This is a genomic window from Helicobacter sp. MIT 03-1616, assembly GCF_000765685.2.
Taxonomy (GTDB): domain Bacteria; phylum Campylobacterota; class Campylobacteria; order Campylobacterales; family Helicobacteraceae; genus Helicobacter_C; species Helicobacter_C typhlonius.
Map to the genome: position 1 here is coordinate 169,801 of NZ_JROY02000003.1, position 24,359 is coordinate 194,159.

23 protein-coding genes are annotated in these 24,359 nt (G+C 37.4%); 8 read left to right on the top strand and 15 right to left on the bottom strand.

Going from position 1 to position 24,359, the window contains the following annotated elements:
* The first annotated feature begins 181 nt into the window (after positions 1-181).
* Both LS67_RS03280 and LS67_RS03285 read left to right on the top strand, forming a co-directional pair.
* On the top strand, positions 182-1,789 hold the full coding sequence (locus tag LS67_RS03280; protein WP_034325651.1) for an ABC-F family ATP-binding cassette domain-containing protein: 1,608 nt from the start codon (positions 182-184) through the stop codon (positions 1,787-1,789).
* 1 nt (position 1,790) lies between these two features.
* The gene (locus LS67_RS03285; RefSeq protein ID WP_034325654.1) at positions 1,791-2,903 is read left to right on the top strand and encodes a glycosyltransferase family 8 protein; all 1,113 of its coding nucleotides are present in this window, start codon (positions 1,791-1,793) and stop codon (positions 2,901-2,903) included.
* Between the two features lie 6 nt (positions 2,904-2,909).
* On the opposite strand, the gene LS67_RS03290 is transcribed toward LS67_RS03285, so the two are convergent.
* Complete coding sequence (locus tag LS67_RS03290) at positions 2,910-4,265, bottom strand: MATE family efflux transporter (protein ID WP_034325656.1); 1,356 nt, start codon at positions 4,263-4,265, stop codon at positions 2,910-2,912.
* An 83-nt stretch (positions 4,266-4,348) separates the two neighbouring features.
* Positions 4,349-4,690: a histidine triad nucleotide-binding protein gene (locus tag LS67_RS03295; RefSeq protein ID WP_034325658.1), complete on the bottom strand. Its 342-nt coding sequence runs from the start codon at positions 4,688-4,690 to the stop codon at positions 4,349-4,351.
* Positions 4,691-4,883: 193 nt separating this feature from the next.
* Here LS67_RS03295 and pheS point away from each other — a divergent pair, with 193 nt between their 5' ends.
* From pheS to LS67_RS03325, 6 genes are all read left to right on the top strand, one after another.
* Positions 4,884-5,873, top strand: coding sequence for a phenylalanine--tRNA ligase subunit alpha (pheS, locus tag LS67_RS03300; protein ID WP_034325748.1), 990 nt, complete (start codon positions 4,884-4,886; stop codon positions 5,871-5,873).
* Positions 5,873-8,278, top strand: a complete 2,406-nt coding sequence (gene pheT, locus LS67_RS03305) for a phenylalanine--tRNA ligase subunit beta (RefSeq protein ID WP_034325660.1) — start codon at positions 5,873-5,875, stop codon at positions 8,276-8,278. Before pheS ends, pheT begins: the two co-directional genes overlap by 1 nt.
* A gap of 24 nt (positions 8,279-8,302) precedes the next feature.
* Positions 8,303-10,246 carry a transketolase gene (gene tkt / locus LS67_RS03310; RefSeq protein ID WP_034325662.1) on the top strand — a complete coding sequence of 648 codons (1,944 nt, stop codon included), beginning with the start codon at positions 8,303-8,305 and terminating at the stop codon, positions 10,244-10,246.
* Between the two features lie 264 nt (positions 10,247-10,510).
* The gene (locus LS67_RS03315) at positions 10,511-10,990 is read left to right on the top strand and encodes a hypothetical protein (protein WP_034325664.1); all 480 of its coding nucleotides are present in this window, start codon (positions 10,511-10,513) and stop codon (positions 10,988-10,990) included.
* Positions 10,991-11,026: 36 nt separating this feature from the next.
* Positions 11,027-11,467 (top strand): hypothetical protein, encoded by a 441-nt coding sequence (locus LS67_RS03320; RefSeq protein ID WP_034325666.1) that lies wholly within the window; start codon positions 11,027-11,029, stop codon positions 11,465-11,467.
* 42 nt (positions 11,468-11,509) lie between these two features.
* Complete coding sequence (locus tag LS67_RS03325; RefSeq protein WP_034325668.1) at positions 11,510-13,789, top strand: PD-(D/E)XK nuclease family protein; 2,280 nt, start codon at positions 11,510-11,512, stop codon at positions 13,787-13,789.
* A 249-nt stretch (positions 13,790-14,038) separates the two neighbouring features.
* On the opposite strand, the gene LS67_RS10105 is transcribed toward LS67_RS03325, so the two are convergent.
* The 13 genes from LS67_RS10105 to LS67_RS03390 form a co-directional block, all read right to left on the bottom strand.
* Positions 14,039-14,161, bottom strand: a complete 123-nt coding sequence (locus tag LS67_RS10105; RefSeq protein ID WP_268902981.1) for a hypothetical protein — start codon at positions 14,159-14,161, stop codon at positions 14,039-14,041.
* 276 nt (positions 14,162-14,437) lie between these two features.
* On the bottom strand, positions 14,438-15,184 hold the full coding sequence (locus tag LS67_RS03330; protein WP_236096333.1) for a hypothetical protein: 747 nt from the start codon (positions 15,182-15,184) through the stop codon (positions 14,438-14,440).
* A 95-nt stretch (positions 15,185-15,279) separates the two neighbouring features.
* Positions 15,280-15,450 (bottom strand): hypothetical protein, encoded by a 171-nt coding sequence (locus LS67_RS03335; protein ID WP_231944730.1) that lies wholly within the window; start codon positions 15,448-15,450, stop codon positions 15,280-15,282.
* A 26-nt stretch (positions 15,451-15,476) separates the two neighbouring features.
* Positions 15,477-16,109 carry a hypothetical protein gene (locus tag LS67_RS03340; RefSeq protein WP_138109578.1) on the bottom strand — a complete coding sequence of 211 codons (633 nt, stop codon included), beginning with the start codon at positions 16,107-16,109 and terminating at the stop codon, positions 15,477-15,479.
* Positions 16,110-16,347: 238 nt separating this feature from the next.
* Positions 16,348-16,647 (bottom strand): hypothetical protein, encoded by a 300-nt coding sequence (locus LS67_RS03345; protein ID WP_034325676.1) that lies wholly within the window; start codon positions 16,645-16,647, stop codon positions 16,348-16,350.
* Positions 16,648-17,033: 386 nt separating this feature from the next.
* Positions 17,034-17,408, bottom strand: coding sequence for a hypothetical protein (locus LS67_RS09780; RefSeq protein WP_175576933.1), 375 nt, complete (start codon positions 17,406-17,408; stop codon positions 17,034-17,036).
* 25 nt (positions 17,409-17,433) lie between these two features.
* Positions 17,434-19,956, bottom strand: coding sequence for an RNA ligase (locus tag LS67_RS03360; protein ID WP_034325680.1), 2,523 nt, complete (start codon positions 19,954-19,956; stop codon positions 17,434-17,436).
* 25 nt (positions 19,957-19,981) lie between these two features.
* Entirely contained in the window at positions 19,982-20,176 is a 195-nt protein-coding gene (locus tag LS67_RS03365; protein ID WP_034325682.1) for a DUF5408 family protein, read from the bottom strand.
* Positions 20,173-20,985 (bottom strand): metal ABC transporter permease, encoded by an 813-nt coding sequence (locus LS67_RS03370; protein WP_034325685.1) that lies wholly within the window; start codon positions 20,983-20,985, stop codon positions 20,173-20,175. Before LS67_RS03370 ends, LS67_RS03365 begins: the two co-directional genes overlap by 4 nt.
* Positions 20,978-21,718 (bottom strand): metal ABC transporter ATP-binding protein, encoded by a 741-nt coding sequence (locus tag LS67_RS03375; protein ID WP_052082206.1) that lies wholly within the window; start codon positions 21,716-21,718, stop codon positions 20,978-20,980. Before LS67_RS03375 ends, LS67_RS03370 begins: the two co-directional genes overlap by 8 nt.
* Entirely contained in the window at positions 21,715-22,611 is an 897-nt protein-coding gene (locus tag LS67_RS03380; RefSeq protein WP_034325686.1) for a metal ABC transporter solute-binding protein, Zn/Mn family, read from the bottom strand. The genes LS67_RS03375 and LS67_RS03380 overlap by 4 nt, the downstream gene beginning before the upstream one ends.
* Entirely contained in the window at positions 22,608-23,972 is a 1,365-nt protein-coding gene (locus LS67_RS03385; RefSeq protein WP_034343716.1) for an NlpC/P60 family N-terminal domain-containing protein, read from the bottom strand. Before LS67_RS03385 ends, LS67_RS03380 begins: the two co-directional genes overlap by 4 nt.
* The gene (locus tag LS67_RS03390) at positions 23,973-24,356 is read right to left on the bottom strand and encodes an arsenate reductase family protein (protein ID WP_034325691.1); all 384 of its coding nucleotides are present in this window, start codon (positions 24,354-24,356) and stop codon (positions 23,973-23,975) included.
* Positions 24,357-24,359: the final 3 nt, after the last annotated feature.

Sequence of the window (24,359 nt, forward strand, 5' to 3'; positions counted from 1 at the left end):
ATGCAAGTTTGTTGTTTGAAGTGTAAGTGTGGATTTTCTAACTTTTTACCTTAATTTTTAATTAATAGCCATTGTTATTCCTCATATGTCAAAAGATAGAATTACATATTTTTAGCCTCATCAAATATTCCTCACATTTTTATGCTAGAATCGCGCTTTATTTTTTTACAAGGATTGCAAAATGTTGCAAACGATTAATCTCACAATGCGCTATCCCACAAAAAAGCTTTTTGAAAATGTGAATCTAAGCCTTGATGCCCATAAGCGATATGGGCTTATTGGCGCAAATGGCGCGGGAAAATCTACATTTCTTAAAATCCTAAGTGGAGAATATGAAGCAAGTAGCGGCGAGATAGTCATAGCAAAGGGTTTAAAAATGGGCGTTTTGGGGCAGGATCAATATGCTTTTGAAGAGCTAAGCCTCAAAGATGCCGTGCTGATTGGCAATAAGCGACTTTATGATGCGATAAAGCGCAAGGAATATCTCTATGAAAATGGCGATTTGAGCGATGATAAGGTAAATGAGGAGCTTGGAGAGCTTGAGATGATATGCGCCGAAGAAGACCCGATGTATGAATGCGAAGTGGTAATTGAAAAGATTTTAGAGGATTTGGGCTTTGAAGCCAGTGCGCATAATGAGTTGATGAAAACACTTACCGGCGGGGATAAGTTTAAGATTCTATTAGCACAGGTGCTTTTTCCAAAACCAGATATTTTACTCCTTGATGAGCCGACAAACAACCTTGACTTGCACTCTATCGCGTGGCTTGAAGAAAATCTCAAACGTCACGAGGGCACACTTGTAGTCATCAGCCACGATAGGCACTTTTTAAATAGCGTTTGCACCCATATTTTAGATATGGATTTTGGCTCGGTGCGCGAGTTTAGCGGGAATTACGATGATTGGTATATCGCAAGCACCCTTATTGCCAAACAACAAGAAGCTGAACGCAATAAAAAACTCAAAGAAAAAGAGGAATTAGAATCTTTCATTGCACGATTCTCTGCGAATGCAAGTAAGGCTCGTCAAGCTACCAGCCGACAAAAACAGCTTGAAAAACTTGATATTCAAAGCCTTGCAGTCAGCTCTAGGCGAGACCCTAGCATTGTGTTTAAGCCTCACCGCCCTATTGGCAACGAAGCTCTAGAGTGCGAAAATATTTCAAAAAGCTATGGGGATTTATGTGTGCTAAAAAATGTGAATCTTAAGATTTTGCCCGGGGATAAAATCGCTATTATCGGGGCAAATGGTGTGGGTAAAAGCACATTGTGTAAGATTCTTGTAGAGGAGCTTAAGCCCGATAGTGGAAGTGTCAAATGGGGTGCTACGACACAAAGAGGCTATTTCCCGCAAAATGTAAGCGAGGAGATAAAGGGCGAGGAGAGCCTGTATGAGTGGCTTAGAAGCTTTGATAAGAAAAAAGAAAGCGGTGAGATACGCAATGCGCTTGGGCGAATGCTCTTTAGTGGTGAGGAGCAAGAGAAGTCCATAAATGCTCTAAGTGGAGGCGAAAAGCATAGAATGGTGCTAAGTAAGCTTATGCTTGAAGGTGGAAATTTCTTGGTGCTTGATGAGCCGACAAACCATTTAGATTTAGAATCCATTATCGCACTTGGCGAGGCACTCTATAAATATAGCGGCAATGTGATTTGTGTAAGCCACGATAGGGAGCTAATAGACGCGTATGCGAATAGAATCATTGAAATTATTGCGGATTCTGATAATAAAGGAGCTAAGATTATTGACTTCCGCGGGAGTTATGAGGAATATTTAGAAAAAGGAAAATAAAATGTTTCATATTGTTTTTAATGCTGACGAAAATTATATAAAATATCTTAGTGTGCTTCTTGTAAATATTATTCAAAATACTGATAAAACAAAAATTTTTAGAGATTATATAGGGGGGGGGGTATTAACTCAAAAGCTACAAGAAAAAGATGAGGAAGAGGGCTATATCTTTCATATCCTAAGCGATACACTCTCCCAAGAGTGCCAAGATAAGCTTCAAGCCTTACAAGAGCAACTCTCTTTGATTTATCCTTGTGAGATTCGCATACATATTGTTGATGATAGTATTTTTGCTCATTTTCCAAAATGGGGATTTGAAAAACAAAAAAATTATATTGCCTATTATAGAATTTTATTGTCTCGTTTTGTTCCAGAGGAGATAGAAAGGTGTTTGTATATAGATGTCAATGCTCTCATATTATGCGATATAAGAGAGATTTTTGCAATGGATTTAGGGGAATATATCGCTGCTGCCGTGAATAGTCCGCTCCCAAAAGGTGCGAATGCTCGTATTGAACCATTTATTTTGCAGTCTGTAAGCAAGAATGGTGAAGGTTTTGATATGAGAAAGAATTTGTCTTGCTATTTTTGCTCGGGTTTTATGCTTTTTAATATGTCTCTTTACCGAGCAAATCATATAGAAACCCAATGCTTTGAGTTCTTACAACATTATATTCCTCAATGTCCCGACCAAGATGCACTCAATGTTGCACTGAATGAAAAGATATTGATATTGCCTGAAGAGTATGGGTTTCTTTTGGGGCACATTTATAATAAAGGGTTTGAAGCTTATACACAAATTCTTCCTAATGCTAAAATTGTGCATTATAATAATTATGCAAAGCCTTGGCGCACTCCAGCTCAAAATATTCAATCTCATAGCAAGTTTGTTCTTTTTTATCCTTATTATCAGCGATGGTGGGATATTGCCTCACAAACTCCTATTTTTAATAAGGAGCTTAAGAGGATTAAAATAATGCATTATAATCCCCTTGCTTTTTGTGTGGCTTTGATTGTTTTTGTTTTTAAACCTGTAGAAAAAAACTTTATAAGACCATTTGTGCGAAAGATAAGAGTTAAGATAAATCCAAAAAAATATGCTTTAAAAAAATGATAAGGCTTAGATTCTCGCAATATATCGCTTCCATATGCCCTTATGGAAAATATACCCAAAGATAAAAGCGCGTAAGAATGTTTCGACACAGATGATCGCAAAGATATACACAGCGTCAAATCCATAGCACACACATAGCCACATCGGTAAGATTCTGCATAGCCAAATACTCCCTGTATTTACCCAAAGCGAAAGCTTTGCAGCTCCCGCCCCGCGCATTGCACCATCAAGCACAAAAATCCAAATGAGTGGCACTTGGGATACACCCACTGCGACAAGGTAGGCAAAAGAATAATCAATCACCGCAGGTTCGGTAGTAAAAATAGCGGTGAGTTCTTTGCCTAGTAGGCATAAGCTTATGCCGAGTATCCCCATAATAATTGAGGAGATAAGTAAAGTTGTGCGCACAAAGGATTCGGCTAAATCTATGCGTTTAGCCCCTAACATTTGCCCCATTAATGCCATTGCAGCGACTTGGAATCCAAAGCCGGGCATAAAGATAAAGCTCTCTACGCGTGAGCCAACTTGGAATCCGGTGATGACTTCTAAGCCATAATCTGTCATAAATTTCGTAATTAACACGAGTGAAAAAATCGTCAATACCCGCTCCACGCCTGATGGTATGCCTATGCGTAAGCCAAGAGCGAGTGCACGCCACTCAACAAGGGAGGCAAATTTGAGATATTTATGCGCCCCGCACAAAATCCCAAAGAGTATAAGTCCCTCGAAATATGATGTAATCACATTTGCCACTCCCGCCCCGGCGATACCAAGAGGCGGGATACCAAGCGAATTTACACCAAAAATTAGTATATAATTGAGGGCGATATTTAAAAGGGTGCTTAGAATCTTAATAAAAAACACGCTTTTTGTATCGCCTGTGGCTGCGAGTGCGGAGATGAAAATCGTCTTTGCAAAAAGCGCAGGAATGCTATAAAAAATAAAACTAAGATAGAGCATACCAAGTGCTTTTGCCTCGCTTCCTACATCCATCCAGTCAAAATATATCTCATTGAGTGCAGAGGTAAGAATAAAAATAGGAATGGCACATACAATCGCCCCAACACTCATCGTACTTAAGATTCTATTCATTTTTGTGAAGTTTCGTTCGCCAAAGGCACGGGAGATTTGTGCGTTTGTGCCGACATAAAAAATCGTGGTAATGGCAAATAAAAACATCCAGTAGTTCATACCAAGCCCGAGTGCTACGATATTGTGCTTTGTGATTTCCGCATCTGCCGAGATATGAGCGATAAAATACATTCCCACAGCGACATTTGCAATATCAAGGAATGAATTACCCCCAGAGGGCAGGGCTATGCGAAAAATCTTGCGGATTCTGTGATTAAAAGTATAAACCATTGCCTTACTTTGTAATGTTATTTTGAGTGCTTACAGCACATTGCGTAAGTTGGCGTTTTTATGTGTTGGTATTTATCAGTGCGCTATTTTACGATAATGCTTGAAAGCTTTTTGCCACCTAAAATATGCAAATGCAAATGCGGGACTTCCTGCCCACCATCTGCACCGATATTTGTGATGATTCTATATCCGCTCTTGTCTATACCTACGAGCTTTGCGACCTCTTGCGCAAATTCACACAGCTCGCCCAAAAGCTCTCTAGAAGCGAGGGAAAAATCTTTTACGCATATCTTTGGTATTGCAAGAATATGCACCGGTGCTTGAGGAGCAATATCATAAAATGCAAGGAATTTATCATTTTCTGCCACTTTTTTGCAGGGAATCTCCCCCGCAACAATTCTTTCAAAAATCGTTTTTTCTGCCATTACTTACTCCTTTGTGGTTTTATAGAATCTAAAGCGATTTGCAAAATATGGATTCTATACTTTGAATTCTTAAAAGTGAAAATTTAATTTGAAGCTTTCATTATAGCAATAAAGGACAATAAAAACTTTAAATGTGCTACAATACCGATTTTATTTTACTTTAGAAAATGAAGGATAGGCATTGAAAGCGCAAGTGCAGGAAATTTTAAAGCGATTGGAGCAGGTAGAGAATCTGCAGGATTTGGAGGCATTGCGGGTAGAAATGATTGGCAAAAAAGGCTTTTTGACACAACAATTTGCCACGCTTAAAGCACTGCAAGGTGAGGCAAAAAAGGCTTTCGCCACAGAATTAAACACCTATAAAGAATCTTTTGAAAATCTTTTGAGCGATAAAAAAAGCACACTACTTGCAAAACAAATGCAGGCAGATTTGGCTAAAGATTCAGTTGATGCGAGTTTGTTTAGCTCACTGCGTCATACAAGCAAAGGACATCCAATCTACCAGACAATGGATAAAATCATTGATTTTTTTGTTAATATGAATTTTTCACTGCAAACCGGTCCGCTCATAGAAGATGATTTTCATAACTTCGAGGCTTTGAATCTCCCCGCATATCACCCAGCACGCGATATGCAAGATACATTTTATTTTAAAGATTCTATGCTTTTGCGCACACATACTTCGCCAGTGCAAATCCGCACAATGCAAGAGGGCTCACTCCCCATTCGTATGATAGCTCCGGGTAGCGTGTTTAGGCGAGATTATGACTTGACGCATTCGCCGATGTTTCATCAGGTTGAGGGACTTGTCGTAGATTCAAAAGACAAGGTGAATTTCTCGCATTTGAAATATATTTTAGAGGATTTTTTACATTTTATGTTTGGCAATGTAGATATTCGCTTTCGCTCGAGCTTCTTTCCTTTTACAGAGCCAAGTGCCGAAGTGGATATTAGCTGTGTGTTTTGCAAGGGCGAGGGCTGCCGTGTGTGTTCGCATACAGGGTGGCTTGAGGTGCTAGGCTGTGGCATTGTGAATCAAAAAGTTTTTGATTTTGTGGGATATAAAGATGTGAGTGGATATGCCTTTGGGCTTGGTGTAGAGCGGTTTGCTATGCTGATTTGTCGAGTGAATGATTTGCGTAGCTTTTTTGAGAGTGATTTACGCGTATTGGAGCAGTTCTAATGATTTTTACGAGACATTTGTTATCACAATTTATTGATATTTCGCGAATTTCCACCGAAGAGATTTGCACGCGTTTAAGCAGTATTGGGTTAGAAGTAGAATCTGTGCATTCTATAAAAATTCCCCAAAAAGTCGTTGTTGGCAAGGTGCGGACTACAAGCCCGCACCCAGATGCGGATAAGCTCAATGTATGTGTTGTGAGTGTGGGCAGTGAGGAATTACAAATCGTGTGCGGTGCACCAAATGTCAAAGCAGGGCAGTATGTGGCAGTGGCATTAGAAGGCGCGGTAATCCCCTACACCAAAAGCGGTGAGCTTACAATCAAAAAAACGACTTTGCGCGGTGTGGAGAGCTGTGGAATGCTTTGCTCGAGCACAGAGCTAGGGCTACCGAAAATCAATGATGGCATTATGGTGCTAGATTCTACTGCTGGGCGATTGGAGCTTGGTGCTGAAGTAGCGCAGTTAGAGCTTTTTAACGATGATGTGGTGGAGGTAGCTACCACACCAAATCGTGGTGATTGTTTAAGTGTGCTTGGTATAGCAAGGGAGTTGGCTACCTGCTACAATCTACGTTTAAAAAACCAAAGTGATATGGATAATGTCGTTACATTGGGACTTGGACGGGTATTGCAGATTCTCACTGATGAAAAAATTGACGCGCATTTACTTTATCGTGTGGTTGAGATGAAACAAGCCTATTTATCGCTTGATATGGCTTTAGCCCTTGCGCACAATGGAACTTTGCTTGATGATATTGTGTGTAATTTCTTAGAATACGGCACTTATATGAGCGGTGTTATTCTTAATGCTTATAAGCTGCAAGACTGCGAAAGTAAGGATATTATTTTGGATAATGGCTTAGCTGCACAACTTTGCATAAAAAAAGATGAAAATGGCTTAGAAGCGGTATTTGCAAATGAAAAACTCTCAGTAATTGGTGTAAGTTATGGTGAGCGGCACTTTGGCACAAGGTCGGAGATTCTTATTATTGAGGCAAGTTATGTTAATTCTGCCGCCATTTCTAAGGCTCTTTATGAGCGCAAAATTAAAGGCAATAGTGCGCTTACCTATCGCAGCACGAGGGGGAGCAATCCGGATTTGGAGCAAGGCATTGACTTTTTGTGTAAAAAAATGGTGTCAGTATGTGATGCACTCGTGTATTCTGGCTCACATTCTATCTCGCAAAATACTGATGAAATCATAATTAAGACGACCTTTGGTGCAATTAATAATATCATAGGCATACATTTGGAAAAAGAAGAGATTGCTACAATCTTAAAGCATTTATCCTTTAACCTCGAAGCCACAGGCGATGAAAATTTCTTTATGATTGGCGTTCCTCCATATCGCCACGATATACATAGTATCCAAGATGTTGCGGAGGAGGTGTTGCGAATCTATGGCATAGATAAGGTTAAGCCTATGCCTCTATTATGTTTGCAGCATCACAATACCTCTAAAGCGTATTTTGCGTATAAAAATAAGCGCAAATTAGCTCATACATTCATTGCTAATGCTTTCAATGAATGTATTCACTATATTTTCGCCTCCTCGCAGTCCTTGGAAAAACTCGGCTTTGTGCAAATTGATGAGAATCTTGCCCTGCTCAATCCCATCACACAAGAGCTAGATACATTGCGCACGAGCCTTATTCCTGCGCTTTTAGATTCTATAAAACGCAATGAAAACCTCGGCTTTAAAAGCATTTCGCTTTTTGAAATAGGAAGTGTCTATACAGCCAAACGAGAGGAAAAAACCAAACTCGCCTTTGTTGCAAGTGGCTTTATTAATGATGAGTGCTATCCGCATAGTAAAGCGGCAAGCTGGGATTTCTTTTCTTTTGCATTAATGTGCCAAAGGTGTGTGGGAGAGATAAGCCTCAAAAATATACGCGATGAGGAAAATTCACAAACCCTTCTAGCGCAGTTTGGATTGAGAGATGATAGAATCTTGCACCCTTATCAAAGTGCGTTCGTGTATTATCAGGGTAAGCCTGTGGGGATTATCGCAAAGATTCATCAGCAAGTTGCTTTGGACTTGGATATAAACAACGAAACTTTTATATGCGAGATTGAATTAGATTTAGATGATACAGCTTTGGCGCAAGCAAAAGAGTTTTCAAAGTATCAAAAATCTACGCGTGATTTGACAATCTTAATTGACAAGCAGATTCCATTTCATCGTGTGCGCGAGGCAATTACAGAGGCAAAAATTGATTTCGTGCAAAATATTTATCCGCTTGATGTGTATGGTGATGAGAGTTTGGGAGAGCAAATGGCACTTAGCATTCGCTTGGTGCTGCAATCTTATGAGGGCACATTGCAAGAGATTCAACTCAATAATGCCACACAGGCTACATTGGAGATTTTGCAAAAAAGCTTTAATGCGTCTTTGCGCGTTTAGATCCTATAACTTGAAAGGAAAAATATGCAACCACACATTACGCAAGAGGATATTCCCCTTTTACAAAAAATGTCTCACACACTTGGTTTTCTGTGCGCCGATATGGTGCAAAAGGCAAATAGCGGACACCCCGGTGCGCCTATGGGGCTTGCAGATGTGGCTAGCACCCTTAACTTTCATTTGAATCTCGCCCCCACAAACCCCACTTGGCTTAATCGCGACAGATTAGTTTTTAGCGGAGGACACGCGAGTGCGCTTGTGTATGCGCTTTTGCATTTATGGGGCTTTGATGTGAGTATGGAGGATTTGCAATCTTTTAGAAAAATTCACTCTAAAACGCCCGGACACCCAGAATATGGACATACTCAAGGTGTGGAGATTACCACAGGACCGCTAGGACAGGGTATAGCAAATGCAGTGGGTATGGCTATGGCAAGTAAATACGCGCAGAATCTCTTTGGCAAGGAGATTATCTCGCATTTTGTGTATTGCTTATGTGGAGATGGCGACTTGCAGGAGGGTATTAGTTATGAAGCGTCTTCTCTTGCTGGACATCATCAATTATCGAATCTTATCCTTATCTATGATAGTAATGAAATTACGATTGAGGGTAAGACAAATATCGCTATGAGCGAAGATGTAGCGCAACGTTTCACTTCTCAAGGTTTTGAAGTATTGCAGTGCGATGGGCATAATTTTTTGGAGATTCATAACGCGCTTGTGAGTGCTAAAAGCTCCTCTAAGCCGAGTATCATCATCGCGCGGACAAAGATTGCAAAAAATGCTTTAAATCTTGAAGGTAGCCATAAAGCGCACGGCGCACCTTTGGGAGAGGAGATTATAGCTCAAGCAAAGGCGAAGCTTGGGTTAGATTCTAAAGCTTTTTGTGTGCCTGATGAAGTGCTATTTGCTTTTAGAATGATGAAAGAGCGCGGTGAACTTAGTGTGGCGCAGTGGCAAAAGCAGTATGAGAATCTCCCATCAATTACAAAAGAGCGTCTTGATAGTATGGTGGCTAAGGATTATTCGCGCATTAGCTATCCGCATTTTGAGCTAGGCGAGTCTATGGCAACGAGGGTAAGTAATGGCAAGATTCTCAATGCTATTTCACAGGCTATGGAGGGCTTTATCGGTGGGAGTGCGGATTTAGCCCCTTCAAATAACACACACTTAGAGAATGAGGGTGATTTTCCACAAGGTAAGAATTGGCATTTTGGTATTAGAGAACACGCAATGGGTGCAATAAGTAATGGCGTGGCAAACTATGGTCTCTTTATGCCATTTTGCGCAACATTCTTTGTTTTTAGCGACTATATGAGTGCGAGCGTGCGCGTGGCGAGTTTGATGAAAGCACAAGTATATTATATTTGGACGCACGATAGCATAGGCGTGGGGGAAGATGGCGCGACACATCAGCCTATTGAGCAGTTGAGCCATTTTAGGGCAATGCCAAATCTCCTTGTATTCCGCCCAGCAGATGCGAATGAAAATATCGCGTGTTGGCAGGTGGGATTGGATTCTAAACTGCCTTGTGCCTTTGTGCTTACTCGTCAAAATCTCCCTGTAATCGTGCCTTGCGATGAGAGATTGAAGAGTAATGTTTCAAAAGGTGGATATGTGCTAAAAGCACAGGAGAATGCGGATATTACGCTTATAGCGAGTGGTAGTGAGGTGAGTCTTGCACTCAAAAGTATTGAATCTTTGCTAAAGGTTGGCATTAAAGCGCAGGTAGTGAGTGTGCCTTGCTTTGATTTGCTTTTGCAGCAGTCTAAGGCATATAGAGAAAGTTTGTGTAAGGGCAAGGTGCTTGCTATTGAGGCGGCGAGGGGGCTAGAATGGTATGCCTTTGCCGATGAAGTGATAAGTATGCAAAGCTTTGGTGCTTCGGGCAAGGGAGATATACTTTTTGAATCCTTTGGATTTAATGTGGAAAATGTTGTAAAGGTGGCACAGGAACTCCTAAAATAATTGAGTGGAATTTGGGATTAGCTTATTAGCTTTCAAGATATTTTTGAAAGCTAATAAAATCAATTACAAGTACTTTAACATATCTTTAAAATATTGTAGAGGTAAGCAATATATTCTAAGAACGATAAGGGGGAGTTATCGGTAGGATAGTTTCGTGCGCCAAAGCCACTAGCCTATACTTATATATTTTGTCTCCTCTCATAAAAAAGACAAAACAAGAGTTTTTTGCGATGAATGTTTTTAAGAAATATGAAAGGATAAAAAATGAAACACATATTCCTACACTCGCTCTTTTTGCTCACATTATTAAATGCGAATAATCTTTTAAATGACTTCAGCAAATATCCTGCGCAAATATATCAAGGAAAACATAAAATCTCGCAAGACTACAAGTGTGCAAATACAGAATGTAGAGATATAAATGGTAAGTTAGTGGATTTAAAGATTAATTTTGCAGGTAAATATTCAATAATACCTCATAGTTGTGGCACTGGATGCAGATTTTATTCTTTATTGGATAAACAGACCGGAAATGATGACTATATGATTCTAAGTAGATTTAACACAACACCTGATACAAATAATAAAGATAGTATTGATATTTTATTAAGTCAAAAGGATAGCAATCTTTTAATTGCGCAGTATGAATACCATAATGGCACTTGTAAGCAAGAGAAATTTATCTTTGATGGCAAAAAATTAAAATCTATAACAAAAGTTTTAGAATCTTGCAATGAGCAATGAAGATTTTGTTGAATTTTTATGATAAAGGATAAAATAGTGAAAATATTAAGTTTAATATTGCTATGTTGTATTTTATTAAATGCAAATAAAATCTCATCACAAATACAAAAAGAGATTCAAAACGACTTAATGACTATATCCACAGATGCAAAAAACAATCAATGCAGTATCTCTATTGATAATAAAATAATTTATCAAAGAACTTGCGAATTTGAATATAATCCAAGCTTGATTTTTTATGCAAGACTTCAAAATTGGAATGATGTTTGGGTGTTCCAAGATAATCCTATGGGAAATGCTTGTGATGGCGGTATTTTAAGAATCTTTGAGCGAAAAAATGGAGAAAAGGACATCTCATATCGTGGTGAACTTGATTTTTGCGGTGGCGCAAATCCTAGCTTTGAGCTAAAAGGAAATACCCTTAAAATTATTGATGAAAATAGCGGTAAATCGCATTATTTTCAAAAAGGTCAGTGAGATTTTAGAATCTAACTCAAAACCCAAAAAAGCGGAGGTTGAATGAATACGCTCAAGGTTTATAGCTCCAATCGCTCTTTAATGCAGCATTTAGATGAGGGTGTCTTGCTCTCTCCGCATATGATGATGAATGATTTTTTTACCCAAATTCTTATCATTAAGGGGTATAGGGCATTGCCTAAACAAATGCGTTTGCCTCTAGCTATGGAGATTCTAAAGAGTTGTGCGAGTGAGCTAAAAAGGGTAAATTTTATCTTTGAGGAGAGTTTTCTCGCCTTTTTAGAATCTTCGCAGTTTTTATTTGGCTTTTTTGATGAGATTTCTCAAGCGCAGGTGCAGATGAGCGAGATTCCATTGCTCGATACTTATGGGGACTATGAGGATCATCTCTATGTGCTTGAATGGGTGCAAAAACGCTATGTGGAACGTTTGGAGGAACTAAAATATTATGATGGACTAATCTTAGCACCAAACGCGCAAATAAGCATTAATGAAGCCTTTGTTCGTAGTTTTGAATCTATTGATATATACATTGAGGGCACTATGACAAAAGCCCACCTGCATTTACTCGCCCAAATCTCCCACTTAAGCTCGATAAGGGTGCATTTCTCCCTTGATGAATATAATGTGAATCTGCCATTTTTGCCAAAACATATTTTAGAGCAATGTGAGCCATTTTATCGATATAGCTTTGATTTTCACACAGGCAACTTACTTGATTCTAAGCCCCAAGCCATAAACGCACGAGTGAGTGCATATAGCTTTAATCTGCGTATATCGCAGGTTGCGCTTGTGTTTTATATGATAGAGCAGTGGCTCAAAGAGGGCGTAAAAGAGGAGGATATTGCCGTGATTGTGCCAAATGAAGATTTCACACGCTATCTCGCGCTTTTTGATAAAGCGCATAATCTTAATTTTGCTATGGGAAAGGACATAGGCAGTGCAGAGGCGTATAAAAAGCTTGAAAGTATGAGAGAAGCTTATAAAGATGAGCGTGTAGATGTGTCATATAATCGCGTGAGTGAGGAGATACAAGCCACCCTTAGTGTCTATGATGATAGAGCGAGTCAAAGGGTGCGGGAGTATGTTGGGGAGCTGCTTTTTATGTGGGAACATATTGGCATTAATAAATGTAATTTTGTAGAGATTATTGAGCTTTTGCTTAAGGAGCTAGAGGGGTGTAGTATTGATGATATATCGGGCGGAAAAATTCGCGTAATGGGTGTATTAGAATCTCGTGGTTTTGCGTGTGAGAGGGCTATTATCGTAGATTTTAATGACGATGTGATACCTAGTATTAGTCAAAACGACTTGTTTTTGAACTCTGCGCTACGCAAAAAGCTTGATATGCCTACGATAAAAGATAAGGAGCAGCTGCAAAAGCATTATTATTGTGCGATTTTTAGCGCAGCAAGTGAAGTCGTGGTATCGTATGTAGAGAATGATGATAAACATAAGAGCCTTTTGCTCGATGAGTTAGGTGCGTATCTCAAAAGCCCAATACAAAGCTATAATGGTGATATGTATTTTGCACTTTTGGAGCAGGGGAGGAAGCTAGAGTATGTTGAAGATAAATTAAGCGGTGTGCTACCGCGTGAGCTAAGCCCAAGTAAGCTTAAGATTCTGCTTGAATGCCCAAGACGATATTTTTATCAATACAAGGAATATTTAAGCGATGTGGGGCAAGATAGCGCGATTTTTGGAAATATTTTACATCAATGTTTAGAATCTGTGTATAGTCCATATGTGGGTAAAAGGCAGATTTTAGATGTGCAAAAGTTAAGTCAAAGCGCAATGTCGCAGTTGCAAAATTGTATGGATTTTAATGATATAGGCGCGGTGGATAGGGCAAATATTGGGCTTCTTATGCTTGAGCTTGATGAGTTTTTGCATACATATGAGGGAGGAGGGGAGGTTGAGATTCTATGCCTTGAAAAGTCTATGTTAGCGCAATATGGGGATTTTGTGTTTTCTGTGCGCCCGGATAGAATCCAAAAAAATGATGAGTGTATAGAAATCATCGACTACAAATATCGCTCACATTTCAAGGTAGAAAAAAGCGCGGAGAAAACAAGCGATTTTGCACTGCTGCTGTATAAACAAGCCTTTTTGCAAAACTATCCACAATATGCCTCTTTACCTATAAAACTGCTGTATTGGGATATAAAAGAATGCAAAAAAATAGAGGAGGAGAGCATAGCGGAGAAAGAAAGTGTGCTTTTAGAGAGACTACATTCTTTTAAAGGTGAAATTATGTTTGATAAGGCAGTAAAGCATTCTACTTGCAATTACTGCCCTTTCACGCAATTATGTGATAGATAGATTCTTGAATCTGTCTAAGCATTTGTTGGGAGTTATAGGGTTTGTTGTATTGTAATTTTGGCATTATACTCATTACTTATTTATTCCATATTTTTGTAAAAGCTCTCGTATCTTTTCATAATTTGCTATTACTTTTAGCTTCTTTGAGCTTTTGGGTGGCTAACGCCTTATAATTTATCACTAGATTTGATTCTTCTAAATCTTCCAAAATAAGTTTATTATTAAGCAAAAATTCTACAACTAAAGGATTTAATCTTCTTGCAAGATATTGTCCAAATAACTTCCTTGTGCTTCTTGATTGCTTATAATTTCATCTTTTCCAAGATAACTTAACATCTGCTTCAAACCAACCATATCACAAGCTCGTATCATATCCTTAAAAGCTCCATCTGTCTCTATAGTATAGTATTGATTAATTTGTGCATTATCTCCCCATTTATATGTTCCCCAAGTTTCTTGCCATTGCTGAAAAATAAAAGATTTCTCATTAGTATTACAAAAAGTATTAGCATAGGCATTAATGCCATTGTATATATAATAATTTTTTTCATTTTAATATCCTTTTGCCATAATATAATCTTTATATTGTTCTAGCATTATAAAAGCTCCCCTGATTGAAAGTTTTTGTATTTGAATCTTTAGTCTGCACTAGAATCCTTGTAATCTTCTAATTGAACAAGTTGGCGCAAAAGAGACAAAAGGCGCCCAAGATTTTCGTCCCTCCCAAATTAATACATCAATACCCTCTTTATTTTTTCTAACTTCTATAATCTTTTCTTCTAAACTTGAGTCCCCTAATCCCTCAACAATAATTCTTTTTTCTTCATCAAATAATATAATTTCATTGCCAGCTATTGCATAACCCATTATAAGCATAGGATAAAAAACTTTGTAGGACCAATCATAACCCAATGATACAGAAAGAAAATTGTTAGGATTATTATATACTAAATTTCCTGTCTTAAAATCATAAATTTGTCCTTGATTTTTGTTATTTACTATAAGATATTTATTATCTAAAGAAAAATAAACCTCTGTGCATTTTTTATCTTTGTAATGCTCAAATTCATATAGGTTGTTGTTTAAATCAAATATATGCAGCTTTCCTCTATCACAGATTCCTAAATATTGCTTATCGTAAGAAATATTAAACGCTGCAGCTTCATTATCATTATATACTTGTATGATAGTGTTATTGGTTTTATTCTTTATTATGGTTTTTTCTTTATTTTTAGTAATTTCGTATTGATTTATTTGGATATTTCTTCCATTTTTAAAATATTGTTTCTTGTAATCTATTAAGCCTTTATTGCTTAGAATCTCCTCTTCATTTTTGACCGATTCTTTTATTATCTTGCTACATTGTATGATATCAAAACCTGATAGTTCTTGCATTTTTGCTCTGCTTGTCTCAAAGCTTGTATATATGGACTTTGTGCAGGAGGTAAGCATTACGCACAAGAGTATAAGATAAAGAATCTTTAATACTCTCATTCACACTCTCCTAATTCGTAAGGTATAGGCAAGAATACCATAGCACCAAAATTATAATTAAGATATTCTGTTAAAGTATAATCCTTAAGGCTTTTCCCATCAATCTTTTCTACTTTTCTGTCTATTTCGCCCCAAGTTACTACTTTCTTGTGTAACGGCAGTATCATTTTTTATGTTTAAATCTATATCTTTTTCATTGCTTTGTGTTTTGGGATAATTTCCAACACGCAAGGATAAAAGCACCCAAAGCTAAAATTTCAAAGACCATACTGATTAAAGCGCTTTGCTTGAGCACCATAATATTATTCTTTAGCCCAAAATAAAACATTTGTAGAAGTGCTAAACTTTGCAAAATCGCTGAAACAAAGCAAAGTATTTTAAACATTTTATGCCTGCTGTTTTTTGTGCATTCTCTTATGAAAAAGGCATACACCACAACCATACAAACAAGCATAACCAAAGGACCATACTCAAAAAATGCAGCATTTTTAAACATAGACATGGCACTAAAAATAAAATTACTTATAAAATACAAAAAAATCAAAGCATAATTAAAAAGCAGATATAAAAAACCAAGAAACAAAATCCTATTATTTTGCAACTTCTTTGCAAAAAAGTTCAATGCCACTATCATTAAAGCAGCATAGATAAGATAGGAAATATTCACAACAATAGGCGTAAGGTGTGTATCATAAACAACAGAATCATACAAAAAGAGATAATGCGTATAATAAAGAGGATAGCCATAAACAAAAACATACACAATAAAGGCAAAAAATAGCATTATTTTGACCTTTTCAAAGCCTTTGGTATTTTCTATCTGCATTGATACTCCTTTTAACGCATTCATAGAAAGATTTCTCTTAATTATACAATATTTTTTCAAAACAAAATAGAGAGAATCTATGTGAGATGTTTCGCTTTTCCTCAACATGACACACACAAAAAAGTGGGGCGCAACACGACAAGGGCAATTGTCATGTCTTAGCCTAAGGCTAAGAATCTCATTTGGAATCTCACACATACTCCCCCATACACGCCAGCAAGGTAGCTAGAGAGATGTGTTAGCACATTGTCCCATTTTCCCATTTGGCTTTGTGTGAATCCCAGCAGATTCTCATACCACGAGGTATTTTGCCATTTTCATAGTATTGTTTCTTATAATCTATCAAGTCCTTATTACTCAAAATTTGTTCAGCATTTTTATACGGTTCTTGTTTTATCTTGCTACATTGTCCAAAGCTAAACCCTGATAGCATCTCCATTTTTGCTTTGCTTGTCTCAAAGCTTGTATATATAGGCTTTGTGCAGGAGGTAAGCATTACGCACAAAGGTATAAGATAAAATAGCATTAATGTTCTCATTCACACTCTCCTAACTCATAAGATATCAGTCTTATCAAGACAGCAATCAGGTGAATTTATCATTTTGTTATAATTATAAGATGAAAGATGAGGATAAACTTCTATCCAAATAGCGAAAAAGAACATTCCTATGAATATAGAAATAAAGCATATACCAGCTATATAAGCGTCTGCTAAATATTTCTCTTTTGTTTTGATAAAAATAATCCACAACAAAACACATTGTAAAATAAGTCCGATTAAATGTATTATAAAAGGTATCGAATCGTTTGTAATCCCAAATTTATCTTGTAATAAAAAGATAATGGTAAAATTTGCAAGTGCTATGACAAAAGGTATGAGTAGTGTTATAAAAATAATCCCGAGTATTTTAAGTTTTCTTTTCATTATATGATTTTCCCATATCTTAAGGGTTTATATGATTGATTATATATTGATAATAACTTGAATAAAAATTGTCTTCCATAAGTGCAAATTTTCTCCCCGTTTTCAAAAGCTTCTAGGCTGATTTTCACCTCTTTTGTATTTTCCCACTGCACCTTGAGAGTTTTATAACCATAGATTTCACTTTCCTCATCATCAAGTGTTTGTGTGATATTTTCCATAGTCTTAATACTTTGTGGAAGATAATAGCCCTCTGAAAAACTATTTTTCATTTGCCTATAAGCTTGCGTGATATTTGTATCTGTAAAAGTCTTTTCTTCTTCTATTTGTGCGAATAGACTATGACAACAAAATAGAATAATGAATATGTAACGCATTGTCTCCCCTTTTTTATAGGATTGATTAAAATCCAGCCAAAGAGCGTAAAAAAGCCTCTCTTAAGTCAATAAGAGAACTAGATTCCAAACTTTCAAAACCATTGTGTTCTATGTATTGACATAGCCATTGTATAAATGCTCCCTCAAGCTCATAATACGCGCTATCTCCTTGCCATTTTTTACCCTTACTTTTAGGCAAAGCACGAGTGCGTGCGCATTGTTCAACGATTTCACGCAAGGCTTTCCACGCACGATAATATGCACCTTTATACTTAAACATAAAACCCGCACTATCTTCAAGCACATACCCTTCAATAAAGCCATTCTTCCGCTTACCTTGTGCAAATAAAGAATTAGATTCTAATGCACTTTCACAATAGAGAAACTCACTCACTTCTTCCCAGCAATGAAGTGTGGCTTTATGCGTTTTGCATACAAAGCCAAATTTCTCTCCAAGCGCACAAAGTTCTGTAAAAGGGACTTTTGCATAATCAGGTGTGTTATAAATCGCATCAAGTAAAATAACCTGTGGCTTTTCATAGGCGATAATATGTGGGTCATCTTGTGGGTGTATCACTTCAAATACAAGGCTAAGATTGCGCGTTTTAAGCTCTTCATAAAGTTCAGATTCAACTTCTTGTATAGAATCTTGTGCAGTTTTGCGCAGAGATTCTGCAATAAGGTTACGCATTATATGTGCATAAGGGCTTGTAGGGTCGGATTTTGATGTAATGAAAAGTTTGGATTCTAACTTTAGAGAATCATTTGCATTTTTAGCACTTACAATGCCTAAAAAGCCATTTTCTTTGACAAACACATTCAGTGGATAGGTCAATTTTTCCTTTAAAGCTTCATCACAAGTTTCTTCTCGCTCTTTGTAATTAAAAAATTTATCATAACTTCTTGCGCAAATGCGAAAATTATATGTATCAATAAATAAACCTCTAGCCTTGCAAGTAAGGCTATTCCATTGCTTAGAGAAAAATGCTTCTTTGGTGAAGTTAAAGCTTGAAAGCTCTCCAAACTCTCGCTCTTTGATGAGCACACTTGCACGAAGTTTTTGTAAAAGCGCAAAGATTGAGCGCGATTGGTGCAATGCGTTTAATTCTTGCGAGCCGTGTTTATTTTGCATATAGATTTGCGTAAAATTATCTGTATGCCTTATGACGCCCATAAGCGGACTTTGTGCCATAAGCTTAGAGTTTTGAGCTTTTGTAGCATAGCGATAAGGTAAAGGCGTTTTTGTCAATACCGCTATGCGTAATGCCCCGCCAAATTCCACACCACCTTCAAGTGCAAAATTTCGCTCATATACGCGCATAGGGTGCTTTTCTCTATTTCTATGTCCAAAAACTTGATAGGTATTACTAGCTGTGCTAAGAGCGAAGCTTTTTGCGCATTCTTGCATATCCTCATATCCACCGCTGCCATAAATAAGCTGTTTTGTAGCGACAAGCAAGAGATTATTTGGCAAAGTAGGAAGTCCTCCGTGCGTGCATAAGATGATTTTTTCATCAAAGGTATAATAAGCGCATTGACGCAGTTTAGAATAGAGCCTATGCGTGTCTTTTGAGCTTATACCTCCTTGTTCTAAATTTTTGAGCGTAAATGTGCTAAACTCATTTGCACCTAGCTCCTCTTTTCCCCACTTATATAACCAACGCTCGTGATTGCCCTCAAGTAGGCACACATTTGGTAAATCCATAATGCCTAGTAAAAATCGCACGACTTGAGCATTTTGCACACCTCTATCAATATAATCGCCCAAGAAAATATAATATGCTTTTGGATTGAGAAATCGAGCGCATATTTGGGGAGCAAATTGCGACTGCTCCAAGATATGCAGCGCATCTTGAAGTGAGTATGGCGAAGAATGAGTATAGATAAGATAGTTTAAAAATGTCTCAAAGCAGCCGTGAATATCGCCTATATGGTGGATTTGAGTATAGGTATTGAGATTAATAGGATTAAAATGCAGCATACTTTGGCAAGTTTTATCTTGTAGCGGCGCAATTTCATCAGCTTTAAGAACAAGATAACGAGAGGGCAGGGTTAGAGAATCTTGCAGAGTTTTATACATAGATTCCAAAATATCTACGGGCACAGATTTATAACCTCTGTAAGCATTGCGCTGCAAAGCCACTTCTAGGGGAATATGGCTAAAATCTACGACTATTAGGCGATAGCGGTAAGCATTTGCGAGGGTTTCATAAGCGCGCAAGGCTTTTATACTCGTATGAGTTGCATCAATAATTGTAAAATCCCCTTGTTTAAGACGCATTTCAAGGAGAGTAAAAAGCAATTTCCACACTTGCTTATCATTTTGTTGGTTAATCCCTATCAATGCAAGAGAATCAAGCGTCTGCGATTTTGCAAACTCTGTGGATTCTAAATCAATGGCATTTTTGCTTTTGGGTAAAAGGACAGGCGAACTTGCCATAAGGCGCAGAGAATCAGCACTTAGGGTATATTCACTTAAACCCATATTTGCAATCCAAGTGCTTTTTCCACTTGCGGGGATTCCTCGCATAAGAACTAGAATGCGCATTTTGCTCCTTATACACAAACAATATTTAAGGTATTTGTCTTTGTATGCCTACTTTTTCTTGTAGCACTTTGATTTCCTTGCTCATTGCTGCTGTGGCACTGATTTGGTTAATCAGTATATAGATATTAATAAGGCTTAAAAGCAAAGTAATAAATACACAGAACAAAGCGATTTTTACAGCTCTTTTTGCAATTTTTTGTGATTCTTCTTCTGTTTTCATAAAATCCTCCTTGTGAATTTGTGAATAATGATAGCAAAAAACATTGCGAGCGAGAGTAATACAACTATACACGCTCCTACGCTGATATTATACCAATAAGCTACAAAAAACCCTAACCACATAAAGATTAGTGAAATAAGCCACGAGAGCCACATCATCGCCCGTAGTGAGTGAGTGAAAAGATTTGCGATGTAGGCAGGGATTGAAAGGATAGCAAGCACCAAAATTAGTCCTGCAACATTCATTGAAATCACAACCCCAATAGCAATACATACAAAAATAAGAGTTGTCCAAAGATTGATATTCATACCCTTAAGCGCACAAAATTCACTATCATAAAATAAGTTTAAAATCTTGTAGTAATAGAGTGAAACAAATATGATGATAAAAATATCAAAAATCGCCATAGCTATGATTTCATCAAAGCCCACAGCGAGTATCGAGCCAAAGAGATAGCTTGAAATATCATTACTATACCCGGGCGTTAAATCAATAAGAATCACACCTATTGCCATACCAAAAGCCCAACTTGCGCCTACATACGCATCAAGTCGTTGTCTTTGGTATAAAAATGCATAAGATAAAAATAATGCCATAATCACGCCAAAAAGCATTGCTCCAAGCATTGTGCTAAATCCACAAAAAAGTGCTAATCCCACACCACCAAATGCGCTATGTGCCACACCTCCAGCGACAAAGACATTTTTGTTTGCCACAATCATTGAGCCGATTATTCCACTGCAAATACTTACTAAAAAGGACACAAGAAGTGCCAACCACACGAAATTATACGAGAATAAATCAGCCATTTACACCTTCTTTGTTTCGTGCTTGAGTCGTTTTAGCAAAGAAATTAAGAATATCCACCTCGCAAATATGCTCATTCAAGTCAAAATCGAGCTTTGGAATCTGATGAATGAGTGTATATCTATTGATATACAGCACTTCTTTTGCATAGCCTAGTGTAATGGATAAATCGTGGCTTACAACGATGATACTTAGCTTATTGTTTAGCTCTAATAAAAGCTTATAAATTTCATCTTGCGCTTTGACATCGACATTTGCGGTTGGCTCATCAAGGATTAAGAGTTTAGGCTTATTCACAAGGGCGCGAGCGATAAAGACTTTTTGACGCTCACCACCAGAAAGTGCATAGATAGGTTTTTTGGCAAGATGAGTGATACTAAGTAATTCCATCAAATATGCTATTTCCTCAATTTGCTTAGAGCTAGGTCTGTTAAAAATATGATTGAGTAATCCCATTTGAATGACATCTTCCACGCATATAGGAAAGTCTATGTTTGTATTTGTAATTTGAGGCACATAGCCAATCTTTGCCACATTCATATCTTGTGCAAAAGTAATGCTGCCACTTTTTGGCTTTAAAAGCCCAAGTATAAGCTTGATGAAAGTCGTCTTTCCTCCACCATTTGGTCCAATAACCGCCCAAAAATTATTTTCTTTTACACAAAAGGAGACATTTTCTAACACATTATGCTTTGTGTAGGCAAAGGACACATCTTTGATTTCTACAAGTTTCATAGCTCGTCCTTGAAATATGCCTGCACGCAGGATTTACTTTGTGTAGATGAAAGAGAAAATGCCACCTGACAAGCAATTTCTTGCAGGGATAAAAGCCAATCTTGACGCAACACATCAAGCTCGATAATGTTTAAATCAAGCTCATTTGCAAAACTTTTTGCACGTGATTTTGCAAATTCGGGCTGAATAAAAATAGACGCAATTTTTTGTTTTTTTGCCTCTTGTATGAGTGCGCTTAAATCCCTACCTTTAAGCTCTTTGCCCTCATTTTCAAGGCTTAATTCTTTTATGTGAAATTCCTCGCTCCAATACTTAAGTGCTGGGTGATAAATAATAAAGCTTTTTTGTGCTGTATCGAGGCTAAAAATATGTGCAGTGCGCTTTTGTATGGAGTGGAGTTTAGATTCTAAAAGCTTAGCATTTTGCATAAAAAATGTCGTTTGTTCCTTGTTGATTTTGCTTAAAGTTTGTGCGATAATTTGAGTATGTAAAATCGAAGCTTTGAGAGAGAGCCAAATATGCGGATTATGTGTGTGTTTATGCGCTGTGTGTTGAGATTCTGTATTTTTAGAATCCACAAATGGATCCGCTAGATTATAATAAATAAGCGAGGGATTAGTATTTTTAAATCGCTTAAGCCAAGCAGATTCAAAAGGCATTCCAACACCAAAAAAAATATGAGAATCTTCAATATGTCTCATTTGTGCAATACTTGGCTCATATATTTCGGGCGATTTGCCCGCAGGCACAAGCACCTCTACTTTAACATATTCGCCCCCAATGCGTTCAATCATTTCTTTTTGTGGTAGCACACTCACAAGCACTTTAATAGGCGAGATTTCTTTAGCAAACATACTCATAATACACAAGCATAGAGTTATGATAATTTTCATTTATGCCCTTTGATTTGTGCTGCAAGCTGCGAAAGGTCAGACATAGCTTGGATTCTATCAATGAGTAAGGGAGATTTTGCAAAAAATCCATTATGCTCATCTCCTGCATACAAAGAAGTAATGACAACTCCACCAAGCATATTTTCATAGTGCTTACCCGTAGTTACACTCCACGCACTATGTGCGACAATGGCTTTGCCTTGATATTCTCCAATATAGAGCATAATATGTCCTTGTAGCCAAAGAATACTTTGAAAAGGTGTAGCATTGGCTATAATAAAGGCTTCTTTCTCCTTGCGATTAAGTTTGCTTAAATCAATTTGATTTTTACCATAATAGACTTGAGCCTTAGAATTTCGCGGGAGATGTAAGCCAAATTGGGCGAAAATATCGCGAATAAAGGCTGAACAATCACGACTTTCTAAGAATCCGCCCCAGCCATATTTTTGTCCCATCATTGCATTAATTGTTGAGGCGATAGCCTGAGAATCTAATTTCTGTGGGAAAGATTGGATTTTGTCATTTGCAATATAGATATGCTCTCTTTGAGCTTTGCCATTTGGCAAACGCACATAGATTGCAATGCCAACGCTTTGTTTAAGCTGTGCGCCATACACAGGAAAAATTTGTCCAATACGCGCTTGTGAGGTAAAGTGTTTATGAGAATCAAATAAAGGAATCTTATCAATAGTAGGGCTTACATAGTGTGCGTAGCCTTGTATTTCTTTTACCTGCTCTTGAGTGAGTGTAGCAAGATGTTGAGATTCTATCCAGCCATAAACAAAACTAGATTGAATATGCACCCAAGATTTATCTTTGCTCATATGTGTGATAAGCACAGGTGTGCCTGCGAAAATAAGGGAATTTTGCCATCTATCAAATGGATAGCCATTTGGCTTATTAAATAGGGGTTTGTTTGTAGGCACTGCACGCACTGAAGTTGTAGTGGTAATAATGGCATTTTGATTTTGGTTTGGATAAGAGTTAAGATTCATAGAATCTATAAGTTCTTTTGCTTCTTGCGAGCTTATTTCTTGGAGATTTTCACCATAGTTTTTTATTTTGCCTTTGCCTGTGGCGATATTTTGGAGTGAGGGGAGAATCCAAAACACTTCATTTTTCTTTGGATTTGGCTTTTGCTGCCAAGGGGAAAAATATTTTTGCAAATAATCTTTTTTAAAGGACAAAAGAGTCTTATCATCGTGTTTAGATTTTATCTCTTTATTTGTGGGAAGATAAAAAAGTGCGTCTTGAGGAAAGCTTTGTAAATCTTTGACTTGAGCACTTGGGATAATTTTGTCTGCACAAGCATTCAAACCCAAAGCAAAAAAAATAGCAAATATGATTTGGCAGAATTTCATTTACAGCTTCCTCTGCTGAAAAATATGAATAAGATTTAAGATAGCGCTCTCATCATAGCCAATAATGAGATTTTCATCACTTGTAATAATGGGGCGTTTAAGCAGCATTGGCGTGGCAAAAAGCGTATCAACTTGTATTTGAAGTGTAGAATCTAAGATTGTGTCAGTAATTTTTCCATCTTTTTTGAGATTTTTATAAGTTGTGCCTTTGGTATTAAGCACGATTTTTATGCTTTTTTGCTTAATCCATAGGGCGAGTTGTTCTTTGGTGGGTGTGTGGGTTTTTAAATCTATAAAAGTAAAGGGAATTGAATGTTTTTCAAGGAGTGTTATTGCTTTTTTGACACTTCCGCAAGTTTTGATGCCATAGAGTGAGATTGCCATAAT